The following is a 16132-nucleotide window of genomic DNA, read 5'->3' as shown; positions in this document are numbered from 1 at the left end:
TGCAATTATTTTCTCTTTTTTTTCTCTTTATATTCATAAGGCAAACGCTCTTTTAAAGCCTCAACAATATTATAGGTGGCAGGACAAATAAATGTATTTGCAATGGTTAAATCTGTAATTTGAATAAATTTACGTCTATCTGTATGCGGGTATTCTGCACAAGCTTTTGGCCTAACATCATAAATAAAACAAGTATTATCAGACTCATCTAAAAAAGAACAAGGTGCCGTTTTTAATACCATAAAATCATCAGTATCTCTTTCTAAATAAGTACTTATAAAATCGGCAACTTTCATTTTTAAATGTTTAGAAATTCGCTCAATATCTTTACCTGTAAAAATAGGACTTGTTGTTTTACAGCAATTTCCACAATCTAAACAATCTGTTTTTTCGAATTCTTTATCATGCAAATCTTGCATAACAACATCTAAATTTTTAGGTGTTCTTTTTCTTAAATTTCTAAAATATTTTTTGTTTTCTTGTAAGGCTTGTTCTGCCAAATTTGGTAATTGTTCTAAACGTTTTTGCATACTCGAAAAATACAATTATTTCTATAAAAGTATATGCTAAAATTATGTAAATTTGCATTTCAATTTTTTAGCCAAAATGAACATACAAAACACTATAGAAACCAAAGTAAAAGAAGGTTTTTTAGCATTATATCAAATAGAAATACCAACAGTAGAATTCCAAGCAACTCGTAAAGAGTTCGAAGGCGATATTACAGTTGTTGTTTTCCCTTTATTGCGTTACAAAAAAGGAAATCCTGTTCAAATTGGCGAAGATTTAGGTAAATATATTGTAGAAAATGTAACTGAAATTACAAACTACAATGTTGTAAAAGGTTTTTTAAATTTGGTGATAGACGACAGCTATTACACCAATTATTTTAATAGCATTTACGATAATTCAACTTATGGTTTTGTATCGCCAAAGGCGGATGAAAAAGCAGTAATGGTAGAATATTCATCGCCAAACACCAACAAACCTTTACATTTAGGTCACGTTCGTAATAATTTATTAGGATATTCTGTTGCAGAAATTATAAAAGCTGCAGGTAAAAAAGTATATAAAACTCAGATTATAAACGATAGAGGAATACACATTTGTAAATCGATGTTGGCTTGGCAAAAATTCGGAGAAGGAGAAACTCCAGAATCTACAGGTTTAAAAGGCGATAAATTGGTTGGTAATTATTACGTAAAATTCGACCAAGAATACAAAAAAGAAATTGCTGATTTAATGGCAACTGGTGTATCTGAAGAAGAAGCTAAAAAACAAGCCCCACTTTTATTAGAAGCACAACAAATGCTTTTAAAATGGGAAGCTGGAGATGAAGATGTAGTAAAACTTTGGCAAACTATGAATGCATGGGTTTACAGTGGTTTTGATACTACTTACAAAAACTTAGGCGTAGATTTTGACAATCTTTACTACGAAAGCAATACGTATTTATTAGGTAAAGATGTTGTTGCAGAAGGTTTAGAAAAAGGTGTTTTTTACAGAAAAGAAGATGGTTCTGTTTGGTGCGATTTAACTGAGGATGGTTTAGATGAAAAAATCGTTTTAAGATCTGATGGAACTGCTGTTTATATGACTCAAGATATTGGTACTGCCATACAACGTGTAAAAGATTACACAGATGTTGGTGGTATGGTTTATACAGTTGGTAATGAACAAGATTATCATTTTCAGGTTTTGTTTTTAATCCTTAAAAAACTAGGTTTTGATTGGGCTAAACAATTGCATCATTTGAGTTATGGAATGGTCGATTTACCATCAGGAAAAATGAAATCTAGAGAAGGAACAGTTGTAGATGCAGATGATTTAATGGTAGAAATGACAACAACTGCCAAAGATATTTCTGAAGAATTAGGCAAATTAGATGGGTATTCTGATGATGAAAAAAATGAATTGTATAAAACCATTGGTTTAGGTGCATTAAAATATTTTATTTTAAAAGTAGACCCTAAAAAAAGAATTTTATTCGACCCAAAATCTTCTGTAGATTTTCAAGGAAACACAGGCCCTTTTATACAATATACTTACGCTAGAATTCAATCAATAATTAGAAAAGCAAACTTTGATTATTCAAAACCAGTTACTATTAACTTGCACGAAAAAGAGAAAGAATTATTAAAACAATTAGAGTTATTTCCTGAAACTGTACAGCAAGCTGCTGCAAATTATTCACCAGCAGTTATTGCAAACTACACGTATGATTTGGTTAAGGAATTTAACTCTTTTTATCAAAATGTTTCTATCCTTGGAGAAGAGCATCAAGATAAAAAAATATTCAGAGTTCAGTTGGCAAAAAAAGTAGCAGACACTATACAACAATCATTTTCATTATTAGGAATTAAAGTACCTAATAGAATGTAAATTGTTAAAAAAATACTTCAAATAAATTAAATTCATTATTTTTAAAATATATGAACTAATAATTTGAACAGATTTCGAATTATAATTAAATTTGGGCTGATTTTTTAATTTATATTAGCGTAAAATTTGATTTTTATATAAAAATAGAATATTTCATGAAATACGACATCATTATTATCGGAAGTGGACCTGGAGGTTATGTAACAGGAATTAGAGCATCTCAATTAGGCTTTAAAGTTGCAATTGTAGAAAAAGAATCTTTAGGTGGTATATGTTTAAACTGGGGATGTATCCCTACAAAAGCATTATTAAAATCTGCTCAAGTTTATGATTATTTAAAACATGTAGATCAATATGGATTAAAAGTAGAAGCTTTTGATAAAGATTTTGATGCCGTAATTAAACGTAGTAGAGGTGTTGCAGAAGGAATGAGCAAAGGTGTTCAGTTCTTAATGAAAAAAAATAAAATTGATGTAATTAACGGTTTTGGTAAAATTAAAAACGGTAAAAAAGTAGATGTTACTGCAGAAGATGGTACTGTTACAGAATATGCAGCAGATCATATTATAATTGCTACTGGTGCTCGCTCTAGAGAATTACCAAGCTTACCACAAGATGGTAAAAAAGTTATTGGTTATAGAAAAGCTATGACCTTACCTGAACAACCAAAATCTATGATTGTTGTAGGTTCTGGAGCTATTGGTGTAGAGTTTGCACATTTTTACAATGCAATGGGTACAGAAGTTACTATTGTAGAATATATGCCAAACATTGTGCCTGTAGAAGATATCGATATTTCTAAACAATTCGAACGCTCTATTAAAAAAGCGGGTATAAAAGTAATGACAAATTCTTCTGTAGAATCTGTAGATACTTCTGGTGATGGAGTTGTTGCTACTGTAAAAACTAAAAAAGGAGAAGAAACTTTAGAAGCTGATATTTTATTATCTGCTGTGGGTATTAAATCGAACATCGAAAATATTGGTTTAGAAGATGTAGGTATTATTGTTGATAGAGATAAAATTTTAGTTAACGATTATTACCAAACAAACATACCTGGTTATTATGCTATTGGCGATGTTGTTCCTGGCCAAGCTTTAGCACACGTTGCTTCTGCAGAAGGAATAACTTGTGTAGAAAAAATAGCGGGTTTACATACAGAACCAATCGATTATGGTAATGTACCTGGTTGTACTTACGCTACCCCAGAAATTGCATCTGTAGGTTTAACTGAAGCCAAAGCAAAAGAAGCTGGTTACGAATTAAAAGTTGGTAAATTTCCATTCTCAGCTTCTGGTAAAGCAAAAGCAGCTGGTACACCAGATGGTTTTGTAAAGGTAATTTTTGACGCCAAGTATGGTGAGTGGTTAGGTTGCCATATGATAGGTGCTGGAGTTACAGATATGATTGCTGAAGCAGTTCTAGGACGTAAGTTAGAAACTACAGGTCATGAAGTATTAAAAACAATTCATCCACACCCAACAATGAGCGAAGCTGTTATGGAGGCTGTTGCTGATGCTTACGATGAAGTAATTCACCTATAAATACTGCTATTTGAAAGAAAAAAAAGATGTAAAAATGTAATTTTCATTACTTTTGTTAACGTTACAATTATTAAAATCCCTCACTTTAACGATTAATTAAAATTTAAATTAAATAAATGGGTTTCGTTGAGTGGTTTCTTTCCTTTATCTATAAGATAAAGACGTTTCCTCTTATTATTCAAATAACTATTGTATTAACAATGGTGTTTATCATAGCTACAATAGCACTAATGATAACAATTTACACAATAAGAAGAAGACATAATAGATTGCAGAAAACACTAAAAAATAGTGTTCCTGAAATCATTAAGTTATTTGATAATATTCTATTTACTGAAAAAAACTACACTGAACAAGAAATTTTTACCCAGTTTGAGGATATTGTAGACGAGGTAAATAGAGAGTCTTTAGACATCGCTGTTAGTATTTTAGTTGATTTTAAAAATGATGACAGAGAATCAGAAAAATATCCATTAATCATTAGCGCCCTAGGAATAGTTGAGCACTTAGAACGCAAATTTGATTCTCGTTCTAATAGTGAAAAAATTGATGCTTTCCAAGAGGCGTTTGTATTGGATTTAAATAAATTTGATTCCAAAATTTTAAGATATGCCTACAGTAAAAATAAAATGATTCGTAGTGAAGCAAGAAACTCTCACCTTGCATTAAGCTCTAACGACCCTTATCGATTTTTTGATGAATTTGATAGAAATCTAAGTAAATGGGATGAAATTGAATTGATGCAATACCTGCAACTACAAAAAGAAAGAGGTAATCTAGAAGGTTTAGGAAAATGGATCAACTATTCTAAAAATGATTCTCTTGTAGTATTTCTGATTAAAATGGTTGGTTATTTTCAACAAAAAGGTATTGACGAAATTTTAATCGAAAAATTAGAAGACGATAATGAGCTGGTAAGAGCCGAAGCAATTTTAACCTTAGGAGAATTAAATATTACAGAAACAGAACAAGAATTAATTGACAGATATTATACAGAGCCAGAAATATGCCAAGTGGCTATCATAAAAACAATTAAAAAGTTTAATACAGGGAAATCATTAAACTTTTTAGAGAGTGTTTTTCAAGATTCTAATAATATTGATACTAAAAAAATTATTGCAGAAGCTATCCTAAATTACAGCTACGAAGGTAAAATAGCTTTTCAAAATTTAAAAGATACATTAAAAGGTTTTGATCAAATCATTTTAAAACACATAGAAACCCCTTTAATTAAATACAAATAGATGTTTGAAATTTTTGTAACTATTTATGAGTATTTTATATTTTTTTATGCAACTTCTCTAATTTTAAGTTACATAATTTTAGCTATATTTTCTTTCATAGCAATCAATAGATATAAAAGTTATAATACAGATATAGATGATGAAGAGTTACTAAGCTCTGAACTAGCACCAGGAATATCTGTAATTGCACCCGCTTACAACGAAGAAAAAACTATTATTGTTAATGTAAAATCACTATTAACACTAAACTATCCACTCTTTGAGGTGATTATTGTAAATGATGGTAGTAAAGACAAAACATTAGATTTATTAATTGAAGAATTCGATCTAGTTGAGGCTCCTTTTGCTTATGTTGAAAAAATAAAAACCAAACCTTATAAAAGAACATTTAAATCTCAAAACCCAAAGTACGATATCTTAACTGTTATCGATAAAGAAAATGGAGGTACAAAAGCAGATGCCTTTAATGCAGGTTTAAATGCTTCAGTATTTCCTTACTACCTTAACACAGATGTAGATTGTATTTTGGCAAGAAATACGCTTACAAAAATGATTAAGCCAATTCTAAGTTCTAAAACTACAGTAATTGCTGTAGGTGCAACACTTAGAATGTCTAACAATTGTGAAATTGAAGAAGGGATTATTACCAGAGTAAGACCTCCAAAAGCATTAATACCGCGTTTTCAAGAATTAGAATACATCAGGTCTTATTTACTAGGAAAAATGGGATGGGAGTTAATTAATTCAGTACCAAACGTTTCTGGTGGTTTAGGTATGTTTGATAAAGATATCGCTATTAAAGCAGGTGGGTATGGAGCAGATTCTCATGCAGAAGATATGGATATGTTAACAAGAATGGCTGCCCACATGATGAATAACAAATTGGATTATAAAATTGGTTACATTCCATTATCTTGTTGTTGGACAGAAGGCCCACCAAACATTCAAATATTAAGTAGACAGCGTACAAGATGGGCCAGTGGATTATTTCAAATGTTTAGTGATCATAGAAAAATATTATTCAACCCAAGTTATAAAAGACTGGGGTTAATTACTTTCCCATATATTTTTATATTTGAATTTCTAGCTCCTATTATAGAAGCATTCGGAATTTTATTTTCTATATTTTTACTTTTTTATGGTTACGTAAACTGGAACTTTGCACCATTAATACTGCTGTATTCCTACACATTTGCCATAATGATTTCATCAATTGTAATTATTTGGGATCAAATGACATTTAAGTACTACAATACCACAAGAGAGGTACTTTCTCTATTTATTACCGCATTTATAGAACCCATTATTTATCATCCAATGATAATGTTTTTTTCTTTAAAAGGCTATTTTAGTTATATTACCTCTCGAGAATTGGCTTGGGGAACAATGACTAGACAAGGATTTGATAATGAAGATGAGAAAAAGAAAAAATCTGATGGTAATAACAACGATAATAATAATGGTGGTAATTCATCAAACAATTCTGGCGAAAAAAAAACAAATATTTTCGAAAAACTGAAAAAGAATAAAAATTCAGGCACAGATTTTGAGCCTATAAAAACATAAGTTACTTTTTATGAAAATAAATAAGTCCATTTTAATACTTATTGCGATTTTTTTATCACAATATACATTTTATGCTCAAGACGAGTACGAATCTTCCGATCTATATTTTGAAGAAGCAAAAAAAGATATTGCAGAACAAAACTTTACACGTGCAGCAAAAATGAGTTGGAGAGGGCTGCAACTGGCACCTAATGATTTAGATTTAAAGACACTTTTAGGAAAATCTAACTTAGAACTAGGTAGATACGATACTGCTAGATATGTTTTAAAACAAGTATACGAAAGACGTAGAAAAGATATTGATGTTCTTAAATATTTAGTTACAATAGAACAAACCACAAAAAGATATTCTGATGCAATTTGTTTTTTAAATGAATTGTTAGAAATAACACCATACAGTCGAGGTTTTTGGAAAAGAAAAATTCTTATTTATCAAGAAATGGGAAATTTTGAAGAAGCTGAAAGAGCTTTAATGAGGCTATATCAAATTTATCCTGATGATACTGAAATTAAAAATCAATACAACTACATCATGCTAAATGATGGAAATAATGCCATTGCTGAAAAAAACTACGATGATGCCAATAAAATTTATAAAACTGTAATTGACAATGACCCTACCAACAAAGATGCATATATAGGTGTTATTAGAAATGAAATGCTTAAAGGAAACCCTGAATACGCATTACAGTTTACAAATAGAGCCTTGTTAGAATTAAAGTACGACCAAGAGTTAATTGAAAAGAAAATCGGTTTATTAGAAGATTTAGGAAGACATGAAGAAGCCATTGCATTCATAAAAAACGAAAATAATGTTCCTAAAGACAAATTTCCTCAAATTCACGCTAAAAACTTACCTTATTTAATGCAGCAATCTGCAAGTTTTAACGAATATAATGATCCTTACGAAATCAATAAAAAATTATTAGAACAAAACGGAAATTCAGAGTCACAAAATTATGTAGTTTCTAAAGCAATGGGAAAAGGTTATGATGGTGATGCTGAATATTTTCTTAAAAAAGGTATTAAAAGAAGTCCGAATAATAAAAAACTTCAAGTTCAACTCAAAGAATTATACAGACCTATAAAAGACAAAGAAAGATTTGAAAAAGAGGTAATTAAATTACATGAAAAATACCCTAATGATGCAGATATTAGTTATGATTATAATTTAATTATGTACGATAGAGCTAAAACCTATATACAAAATAGACAGTTTGATTTAGCTCTAGAAATATTTCAAGATTTAGTGTCTTCTCCAGATTTTACAAAAGAAGCTGAACAACAAATTTTTGGGATTTACTTAGAATTAGGGCAATATGATGAGGCCACAGACCAAGTAGATAAACTTATTGGTTTAGAACCTGATAACCCAGATCATTTATTAAGAAAATCTTCTTTATATGCAAAAATGGAGTTGTATGAAGATGCTTTAAATATTACAAGAGGTTTAGAACAAAGCTATCCTTTGAGTGAAAAATATCCAAGAATATATGTTGGCCAAACCGTAGAATATGCAAGGTATTTAATGAAAATACAACGTTATGAAAAAGCATTAGAGGTTATTGAAGATGGTTTAACAAGAGAAAACAACAACAAAGAATTATTAGATTTAGCCATAAATGCCTCTTCTGCTATTCCTGATTATCCTAAAGGAATCAATTACAACAAAAGTGCATTAAGTTTTTATCCCAATAATAAAAATTTTAAAATTAAACTTTCTAGTTTATTGGCTCAAAACAAACAATATGATGAAGCTATTGCTGTATTAGATTCTTTAGAAACTGTCTATAAATACGATAGAAAAATTAAGAATTCCCTAGCTGAAGTTTTATGGTACAGAGCAAGAAATAATGAAGACGAAGGCAATATTGAAGAAGCTATAGCAGATTATCACCTTTCAGACTCTTTAAATCCATCAGAAAATTACGCATTACAAAGAATGGTTAATTTATACATCATTCAAAAACCAAATGATGAAGCTCTAGAAATCATCAACCAAAAAATTGAAAAATATCCTAATGATAATTTTTTAAAATATAAAAAAGGTTTGGTATTTGAATTGATGAAACAATACGACTCTGCTTATTATTATCAACAATTTAGAGAAATTGATGATCCTTTTGAAAAACAAAAATGGAACGAAGCTTTAGAAACCCTCAAAGCTGCCAAACTTAAAAATAAATTAGCTGCTACTTACACTCAAGCCAATTCAGACTCTTTGGCTTTTAGCACTTCTTTAGCCAGTATAGCGTATAATTATAGATATGATGAAAAAAATACTTTTGGTGCCGCAGTTAATTACGCTGCAAGAAGATCTGGTGTTGGTGTACAAGCAGGTGTTAATTATTCAAGAATATTTAACCCCACTCTTTATGCTGATGTTGGTGTATTGTTTGGTAGTCAATTTTTTCCAAAATTTATTTTGTATGGTAACGCATACAAAGGACTTGATAATGGTTACCAAGCGCAAGCAGGAATTCGGTATTCGTACTTACAAAATGATATCAGTTTCATTGCGTTAAATCTTGGCGCTTCTAAAACATGGGAAGATGTCTGGTTAAATGCAAAAGTATCTTTGATGAGAGATGATGCTTTTACTTATTTTAACTTTGCCACACAAACACGAATAAATGTAAATACTAAAGGAGATTATGTAAGTTTTATAGCTTCATTTGGTAGCGCTCCTTTTAATGACCAATTACCAGAAGGTGCTGCAGCCTTTCTTGATTTTTCTAACGTTCTTGTTGGTGCTGGATATGGCCATAACATTTCGCCAAGAACTATGTTGTTGGTTAATGGATCTTGGATAAACTTTAAAAGCCCAATTACAGATAGTAACGCATTACTTTTTATCAACCAATACAATTTAGCGGTTTCTATTATTACAAAATTTTAAAGTTTTTAATTCGTTAACTTTATGATGTTTAAAAAATGCATATTTATCACTATATTTTTTTTAAGCCTAACCACTTGTGCTCAAACCAAAGTAATATTGTTTTCTAAAACAGAAAAAATAGTACCTAAAATAAATATTCCGCTAGCTGCTGATAAGTTGGTTACTGCAGCAGCCACAGATTTTAATAGTAAGTTTAAAGCTGCAACTGGCGAAACTTTAAAAATTGAAAGAAGTAATGGTTTAAATAAAAACTATACTTATATTTTGTTAAGGATAAACCCAACACAAAAAGAAAATTTTTGTATTTATCGAAAATCGGGTAACATAACCATCCAAGGCTCATCAACACAAAATTTATTTTACGGAATAAGTGATTTCTTTAAACACTACACAAACCTTCATTACCCAAATGGCAATGAGCAATTACCACAATTTGACTCAGAAATTATAGTTCCAGAACGTTTTAGTAGATGCGAATCTCCTAATTTTGAATATAGAGAACCTTATTACACTCCTAATTTTAATCCAGAATTTAGAGCCTGGAATAAAACCAATTATTTAGAATTAGAATGGGGTATTTGGGGACATAATCTCCCTAAAATTCTAAAAGAGTATACATTGCCAGAAACTGTGTATGCAAAAGTGGGTAATAAAAGAGTAAAAAATCAATTTTGTTTTACCAGTAATGATTTGTTTAATTATGTAAATAAAAGCGTAAATAAAATATACGATAGTGATCATGCGCTTAACAAATACATGATTTTACCAAATGATAACAATATCGTTTGTACCTGCAGTACTTGTAAAGCTGTTGGTAATACCACTAAAGATGCTGCTCCTGCTGTGTTTAGCTTTTTAAACAAATTGGCTCAAAATAATAAAAAGTCAACGTTTTTTACTACTGCTTATGTAACCGTAAAAAATATACCAAGGTTTGATGCAGAAAATAACACAGGTATTTTTTACAGTACAATAAACATTCAAAAAGGAATTCCTATAGAAGATACCAAATATTTCAAACAATTTAATAGCGATATAAAAAAGTGGAAAACATATGTTAATAACGTTTATATATGGGATTATACTGTAAATTTTGACAATTATTTTGATATTTACCCCACTTTAAAAACCACACAGAAAAATTTAAAATTATATAAAAAACTTGGTGTAAATGGTGTTTTTTTACATGGTAGCGAATACAATTATAGCACTTTCCAGAATTGTAAAGCTACTATTTTTGCCAAACTTTTGTGGGATGTTGATATAAATGTAGATGATGAAATAGCATTGTATTTTTCCAAAAAATATTCTAAAAAATTGGCAAATCTGCTAAGCAATTATTTCACTTTTATTGATGAAGCTTTTTTAGTAAGCAACAAAGAACTGAGTATTTATAGTGGTATTGATGAAACTGTAAAAAAATATTTAGATCCTAAAGTTTTTTTTGATTTCTATAATGAGTTTGATACGCATACAGAAAATAACAAATTCGATCAAGAATATTTAAAATTAGCTACAGCTCTTACATTTCTAAAATTAGAAATTATGAGAGATTATGGTTTGGGAAGTTATGGATATGGAATTTTAAACAGTGAGCGACAAATTATTGTAAAAAACGAAATCAGTACATTGTTAGATAATTTATCCAATTATAGCAGATCAGCAGGACTTAAAACTTACAACGAAAGAAAATATAAAATTGAAGATTATATAGATAGTTGGAGAAAATCGATTTACAAACATCATAAAAGAAAACACTATTTTTATAAAAAAAAGTTCGAAGTCCTATCTCAATTAGATGAAGATTATACAGATACACAATCTTTAAATGATGGCGCTTTTGGTTTGCAAGATTACAATACCAATTGGCACATCAGTTCTATAGATGATTTGGTCTTAAAAATTGATAAAAAAGGAATTGCAAAAGCAGAAAAAATAACATTTTCTTTTTTACAAGATGTAAAACACAACATTTATTATCCTAGTGCTATAGAAATTTTAGATACAGATTATAATCTAATAAAAGCATTAAAGTTGCCATCTAGCTCAATACCATTAAGTACAAAAGAAACATCAATTGAGCTCCCTAAAAAACTGGATGATATGCAGTTACCAGATAGTTTTATCATCAAAATAACAAAACATATTACAACAGGTAAAAATGCAATGGCTTGTGATGAAATTATATTTAATTAAAAAATGATTAAATTTACAACAATGAAAAATATAATATTACTTATTTTACTAGCACTTTCTTTTAGTGCTTGTGACATTAGAAAGCCAGATATAAATACGGTTAGAAAAACGAAAATGGAAATTGAAAATCCAGAACGTCACTACTACCCTATTTTACGAGGTTCAGAGCTAACTGCTGAATATAAATTGTACAATCGTGGTAATGAACCCTTAATTATTTATGATGTACAAGCTTCTTGCGGTTGTATCGAAATCGATTATCCAACAGGTTCAATTGGTAAAGATGATTTTGGTTTCATCACTTTAGATTATGATAGCGCCAAAAATATTGGCTACGTTGAGTTTTATATAACCATTGTTGCCAATACAGAAAAGGATGTATTTACAACTATTAAATTCGATTTAAATGTGGTTACCTCTCCACATTATACTCAAGATTATGAAGAAATTTATCTAAGAAGACGAAAAGAAAAATTAGCTGGTGAAGTTGATGGAGATCTTACTCAACAAGGTTACTATGTAGATGATGAAAAAACGGTAAGATAATTACTAGAATATGTTAACAAATAAAAAATCAAAAATAAAATGAAAGCAAAATATCAAAGCGTTCTAGATTTAGGACAACAATTAGAAATTAAAGAAGGTGATGTAAAAGAAGAAAATGGGGTATTACATGTTTCTGGTGTTGCTAAAAATCAATACGAAAAAAATCTTCTTTGGGATGAAATAAAAAAAATAGGAGGAGAAAATCCTTCTGATATTATGGCAGATATAAAAGTTGCAGATACTTCAATATACGCAACACATACTGTTGAAAAAGGAGAAACCTTAGGAAAAATTGCAAAACATTACTATGGTGATGCAATGAAATACACTGCTATTTTTGAAGCAAACACAAACATTTTAAAAAATCCAGATGTAATACATCCTGGTCAAGAATTAACTATTCCTAACCTATAATTTTACGAAATACATTTATAAAACCGAAGCAATTTGTTTCGGTTTTTTTTATTTTTGATATTTTAAATTTAAAAATTGATTTCAGACATTAAAGAGTTTTCTAAAGAGATTGTAAAAGCACTATTAAAACTTGTAGTAGCAGGCGTTTTTATTGGTTTTTTAAAAGAATATGATATTGTAATTGCGGGTATTTTAATTCTAAAAATTATTCATAACGTTTATAAAGAAATTATAAAACCTAAAACGAATAAAAATTGGTTATTGTTGGTAGGAATGCTATTAACTGGTTTCGGAGGTGTTGTAGGTGAAACTTGGGGTGTTGCAAATGGCTATTGGGAGTATCACAAAGTAACTAGAGCAATACCAATGTGGGTGCCTTTTGCTTGGATGTTGGCTTTTCATTACCTCTACAAATTAGAACGAAATTTAATTCCTCTTTTAAAGTATAAAAGTCAAAAAAACAAAATTGTTTTAGCTGTTATACTCGCATTAATTTTACCCGCTTTTGGAGAAATTATCACAATAGAACTTGGTGTGTGGACGTATTATTGGCCGTACCAAATTTTTGGCGTTCCTTTGTATGCCTTCTTATGTTTACTTTTTGTGCACATGTTGGTATACTGCATTTTACATTTTGTTTGTAAAAAATTTAAGATTGATGATATTGTTTATCATTAAGGTACACAAAACTTATAGCCAAACCAAAAGAGTATTTTTCCACTTTGGGGAAATTAAAAAGGGCTTATTAATATTGCCAACAAACTATACGAGTAACTTTATTGCCTTGTTGCATAGGAATCACTTTAAACTGCTTAACACCTAATTTTTCAGAAGATTTTTGCAAACTTTCTACATTTTCTTTTTTAGAAACCAAACTGGTAAACCATTTGCTCTTTGTTGGGTAAAGCGAACTTTCATATAAATAATTGTGTAAAAACGCTTTTTCGCCACCTACATACCACAATTCATTGTTATTTCCTGAAAAATTTCTAACAGCATTATTGCCTAAATTTTTTGTTTTTCTTCTGTTTGCGCCTCTAGCTTCTTCTGCAGATTTGTAAAAAGGTGGATTACACATCGTAGCCGAAAAAGCATCTTCATCTTCTAAAACGCCTTTTAAAATATGCTGTTCATCAAATTGTTGGCGTAGTTCTATTTTATCATCAAAATGATTATCGTCAATAATATCTTGTGCAGTATCTAAAGAGTCTAAATCAATATCTGTAGCAACAAAACTCCAATTGTATGCTGCAACCCCTAAAAGTGGGTAAATACAAGTTGCACCTGTACCAATATCTAAAATGGTAATCTGTTTTTCTTCGGATGAAATTAAATCGCTTAAATGATGAATATAATCTAAACGTCCTGGAATTGGCGGACACAAATTGTCATTTGGAAAATCCCAAATAGAAATTTGATCAAAAGAAAATAATAAAGCTTTATTGAGTTCTTTTACCGCTTTTGGATTCGAAAAATCAATAGTTACATTATTGTGTTTATTTGTAATTATAAAATCTTTTAAAGAAGGATTATTTTGAGTTAATTCCTCAAAATTATAACCTTTATTAAACTTGTTTTTAGGATGTAGTCCTTTGTCTTTCATTATAGTTCAAGTATTGTAAATTGCAAATCCAAAGGTTTTAAGGATTCCTTTAATACATCAATAAAAGTAGCACCATATTCTAAATAATATTCAGAAAAATTACGTTGGCGTTCTTCTAAACTTTGATAAGGTAATAACTCGTTTTGTAATTTAGTTATTCTTTCTACCAAATCTGCTTGCCTTTTCTTTTCTGCTTTTAACAAGCGTTTTTCTAATTTTTCTAAACCTTTTATTTGTTTACGTTCTTGCGCATTTACTGCATTTAGAAACGTAATATCAGTTTTTGAAGCAACTTCTTTTAAATCTGAAAATTGATTTTTTAAAAATTCTATTTTCTCAGAAAAATTGGTTTCAATGGCTGTATTTTCAGTTACTTTTTTACTGATTAAATCAAACTGATTTAAAAATATTTCTTCTAAAGAAATATCTAATTTAGATAGTTTCTTAGCTTGTTTTTCTGATACTACTTGCACAGAATTACGCAACAATAAAATGGGGAAAGGAACATTTACTTTATTAAAATAATCTTGTAATTCTAACCAATACGCCTGTTCTCCTCCTCCACCAATATAACATAAATTAGGTAAAATTACCTCTTGATACAAAGGCCTCATAACTACATTTGGCGAAAATGCTTTTGGATTATTATCCAATTCCTTAAAAATTTCATCCTTAGAAAAAGCTATTTTAGTGTTGTTGACCTTATACAGATTGTTTTCAAAAATAATACGTTCTCTAAAATCATCACCCAAATAAAAAAGGTTTATTTCTCTTGGGTTTACCTGAATTTTATAAGTTTCTTCTAAGCGTTCTATAGTTTTAGAAACTGTTTTAAAAGAAGTACCATGGTCTAATTCATCTTTTACAAAAGGAATAAATAATTCTTTTAGTTTTGCATCATCACCATCAACAATTACCAAACCATATTTTGCAAATAATTCATTAGCAATAAAACGAGTAGCATCTGCCAAATTATGATGTTTCAAATATCCATCTACAAATAGTTTTTTTAAATATTGCGCATTTTTAGAGTTACCTAAATGTTCTGAAAACACCTCAAAAACAGCATCTAAACCTTCTGTTGAAAAACGACCTACTGCTCCACCATCTTTTCTGTTCCAAGTTACTTTTTTTCCATCAAAATTAAAATAATTGATTTCATCAAAATCATGATCTTCTGTAGCCATCCAATACACAGGTACAAAATTCTGATTGGGAAATTTCACAGATAATTCTTCTGCTAAGTTGATGGCAGAAATTATTTTATATAGAAAATATAATGGCCCAGTAAATAAATTTAACTGATGGCCAGTAGTTATGGTAAAAGTATTCTCTTTTTTTAATAAAGAAATATTTGTTGCTGTTTTCTCTGATACTTTAAAAGAATCATATTGATTTTTTATAGCATCAGCTAAAACCAATCTAGACATTTCAGAAAATGATGTTTGTTTTTCTGCAATCTGCTTTTGAAAACCTTCGAAATCTGGAAAATTATTATAAAATGGATTTATCTTTGGGTTTTTCTCTAGATAATCTAACATTGTTTTAGAAAAAAAACCTGTTTTTTGAAAAGGGATTTGTGTTACTTTCATAAAACAATAACACATTTTTTACAACAATCAGCTGCTGATGTAGAATTCATAAAAACTTGTTTAATTTTTGATAAAAATACAACTATTTTAAATTCTGTTGATAATTGAAAATCAAACTAACATTTTTTTAACGATGTTCACTTTTA

At 29.4% G+C, this 16132-nt stretch carries 12 protein-coding genes; 9 read left to right on the top strand and 3 right to left on the bottom strand.

Annotated features, from left to right (window positions below):
* Window positions 1–5: 5 nt before the first annotated feature.
* Window positions 6–530 carry a YkgJ family cysteine cluster protein gene (locus ACW9UN_RS11440; protein WP_459486415.1) on the bottom strand — a complete coding sequence of 175 codons (525 nt, stop codon included), beginning with the start codon at window positions 528–530 and terminating at the stop codon, window positions 6–8.
* A 76-nt stretch (window positions 531–606) separates the two neighbouring features.
* On the opposite strand from ACW9UN_RS11440, the gene argS reads away from it, so the two are divergent.
* The 9 genes from argS (at window position 607) to ACW9UN_RS11395 (ending at window position 13469) form a co-directional block, all read left to right on the top strand.
* Window positions 607–2382, top strand: a complete 1776-nt coding sequence (argS, locus tag ACW9UN_RS11435) for an arginine--tRNA ligase (RefSeq protein ID WP_459486414.1) — start codon at window positions 607–609, stop codon at window positions 2380–2382.
* A gap of 155 nt (window positions 2383–2537) precedes the next feature.
* Window positions 2538–3926, top strand: a complete 1389-nt coding sequence (gene lpdA, locus ACW9UN_RS11430; protein WP_459486413.1) for a dihydrolipoyl dehydrogenase — start codon at window positions 2538–2540, stop codon at window positions 3924–3926.
* Window positions 3927–4156: 230 nt separating this feature from the next.
* Window positions 4157–5170 carry a HEAT repeat domain-containing protein gene (locus tag ACW9UN_RS11425; RefSeq protein ID WP_459486412.1) on the top strand — a complete coding sequence of 338 codons (1014 nt, stop codon included), beginning with the start codon at window positions 4157–4159 and terminating at the stop codon, window positions 5168–5170.
* Window positions 5171–6736 (top strand): glycosyltransferase family 2 protein, encoded by a 1566-nt coding sequence (locus ACW9UN_RS11420; protein WP_459486411.1) that lies wholly within the window; start codon window positions 5171–5173, stop codon window positions 6734–6736.
* Window positions 6737–6746: 10 nt separating this feature from the next.
* Window positions 6747–9635 (top strand): YaiO family outer membrane beta-barrel protein, encoded by a 2889-nt coding sequence (locus ACW9UN_RS11415; RefSeq protein WP_459486410.1) that lies wholly within the window; start codon window positions 6747–6749, stop codon window positions 9633–9635.
* Between the two features lie 96 nt (window positions 9636–9731).
* Window positions 9732–11831 carry a glycoside hydrolase family 20 protein gene (locus ACW9UN_RS11410; RefSeq protein ID WP_459486409.1) on the top strand — a complete coding sequence of 700 codons (2100 nt, stop codon included), beginning with the start codon at window positions 9732–9734 and terminating at the stop codon, window positions 11829–11831.
* Window positions 11832–11852: 21 nt separating this feature from the next.
* Entirely contained in the window at window positions 11853–12377 is a 525-nt protein-coding gene (locus tag ACW9UN_RS11405) for a DUF1573 domain-containing protein (RefSeq protein ID WP_459486408.1), read from the top strand.
* Window positions 12378–12416: 39 nt separating this feature from the next.
* Window positions 12417–12791: a LysM peptidoglycan-binding domain-containing protein gene (locus tag ACW9UN_RS11400; protein WP_459486407.1), complete on the top strand. Its 375-nt coding sequence runs from the start codon at window positions 12417–12419 to the stop codon at window positions 12789–12791.
* A gap of 75 nt (window positions 12792–12866) precedes the next feature.
* Entirely contained in the window at window positions 12867–13469 is a 603-nt protein-coding gene (locus ACW9UN_RS11395) for a hypothetical protein (protein WP_459486406.1), read from the top strand.
* Between the two features lie 67 nt (window positions 13470–13536).
* Here ACW9UN_RS11395 and rlmF read toward each other — a convergent pair whose 3' ends face one another.
* Together rlmF and bshC are read right to left on the bottom strand one after the other, a co-directional pair.
* Window positions 13537–14394, bottom strand: coding sequence for a 23S rRNA (adenine(1618)-N(6))-methyltransferase RlmF (gene rlmF / locus ACW9UN_RS11390; RefSeq protein WP_459486405.1), 858 nt, complete (start codon window positions 14392–14394; stop codon window positions 13537–13539).
* Window positions 14394–15986, bottom strand: a complete 1593-nt coding sequence (gene bshC, locus ACW9UN_RS11385) for a bacillithiol biosynthesis cysteine-adding enzyme BshC (RefSeq protein WP_459486404.1) — start codon at window positions 15984–15986, stop codon at window positions 14394–14396. The genes rlmF and bshC overlap by 1 nt, the downstream gene beginning before the upstream one ends.
* Between the last annotated feature and the right edge of the window lie 146 nt (window positions 15987–16132).

This window comes from Polaribacter litoreus (assembly GCF_054584775.1).
Note: the sequence above shows the minus strand (reverse complement) of the source record. Positions and strands in the feature narration are given on the sequence as shown.

What these genes read in the sequence shown, in the direction of transcription:
- rlmF (WP_459486405.1), bottom strand. Translation starts at nt 14,394, where the DNA reads ATGAAAGACAAAGGACTACATCCTAAAAACAAGTTTAATAAAGGTTAT.
- ACW9UN_RS11400 (WP_459486407.1), top strand. Translation starts at nt 12,417, where the DNA reads ATGAAAGCAAAATATCAAAGCGTTCTAGATTTAGGACAACAATTAGAA.
- ACW9UN_RS11420 (WP_459486411.1), top strand. Translation starts at nt 5,171, where the DNA reads ATGTTTGAAATTTTTGTAACTATTTATGAGTATTTTATATTTTTTTAT.
- bshC (WP_459486404.1), bottom strand. Translation starts at nt 15,986, where the DNA reads ATGAAAGTAACACAAATCCCTTTTCAAAAAACAGGTTTTTTTTCTAAA.
- argS (WP_459486414.1), top strand. Translation starts at nt 607, where the DNA reads ATGAACATACAAAACACTATAGAAACCAAAGTAAAAGAAGGTTTTTTA.
- ACW9UN_RS11440 (WP_459486415.1), bottom strand. Translation starts at nt 530, where the DNA reads ATGCAAAAACGTTTAGAACAATTACCAAATTTGGCAGAACAAGCCTTA.
- ACW9UN_RS11405 (WP_459486408.1), top strand. Translation starts at nt 11,853, where the DNA reads ATGAAAAATATAATATTACTTATTTTACTAGCACTTTCTTTTAGTGCT.
- ACW9UN_RS11415 (WP_459486410.1), top strand. Translation starts at nt 6,747, where the DNA reads ATGAAAATAAATAAGTCCATTTTAATACTTATTGCGATTTTTTTATCA.
- ACW9UN_RS11425 (WP_459486412.1), top strand. Translation starts at nt 4,157, where the DNA reads ATGATAACAATTTACACAATAAGAAGAAGACATAATAGATTGCAGAAA.
- lpdA (WP_459486413.1), top strand. Translation starts at nt 2,538, where the DNA reads ATGAAATACGACATCATTATTATCGGAAGTGGACCTGGAGGTTATGTA.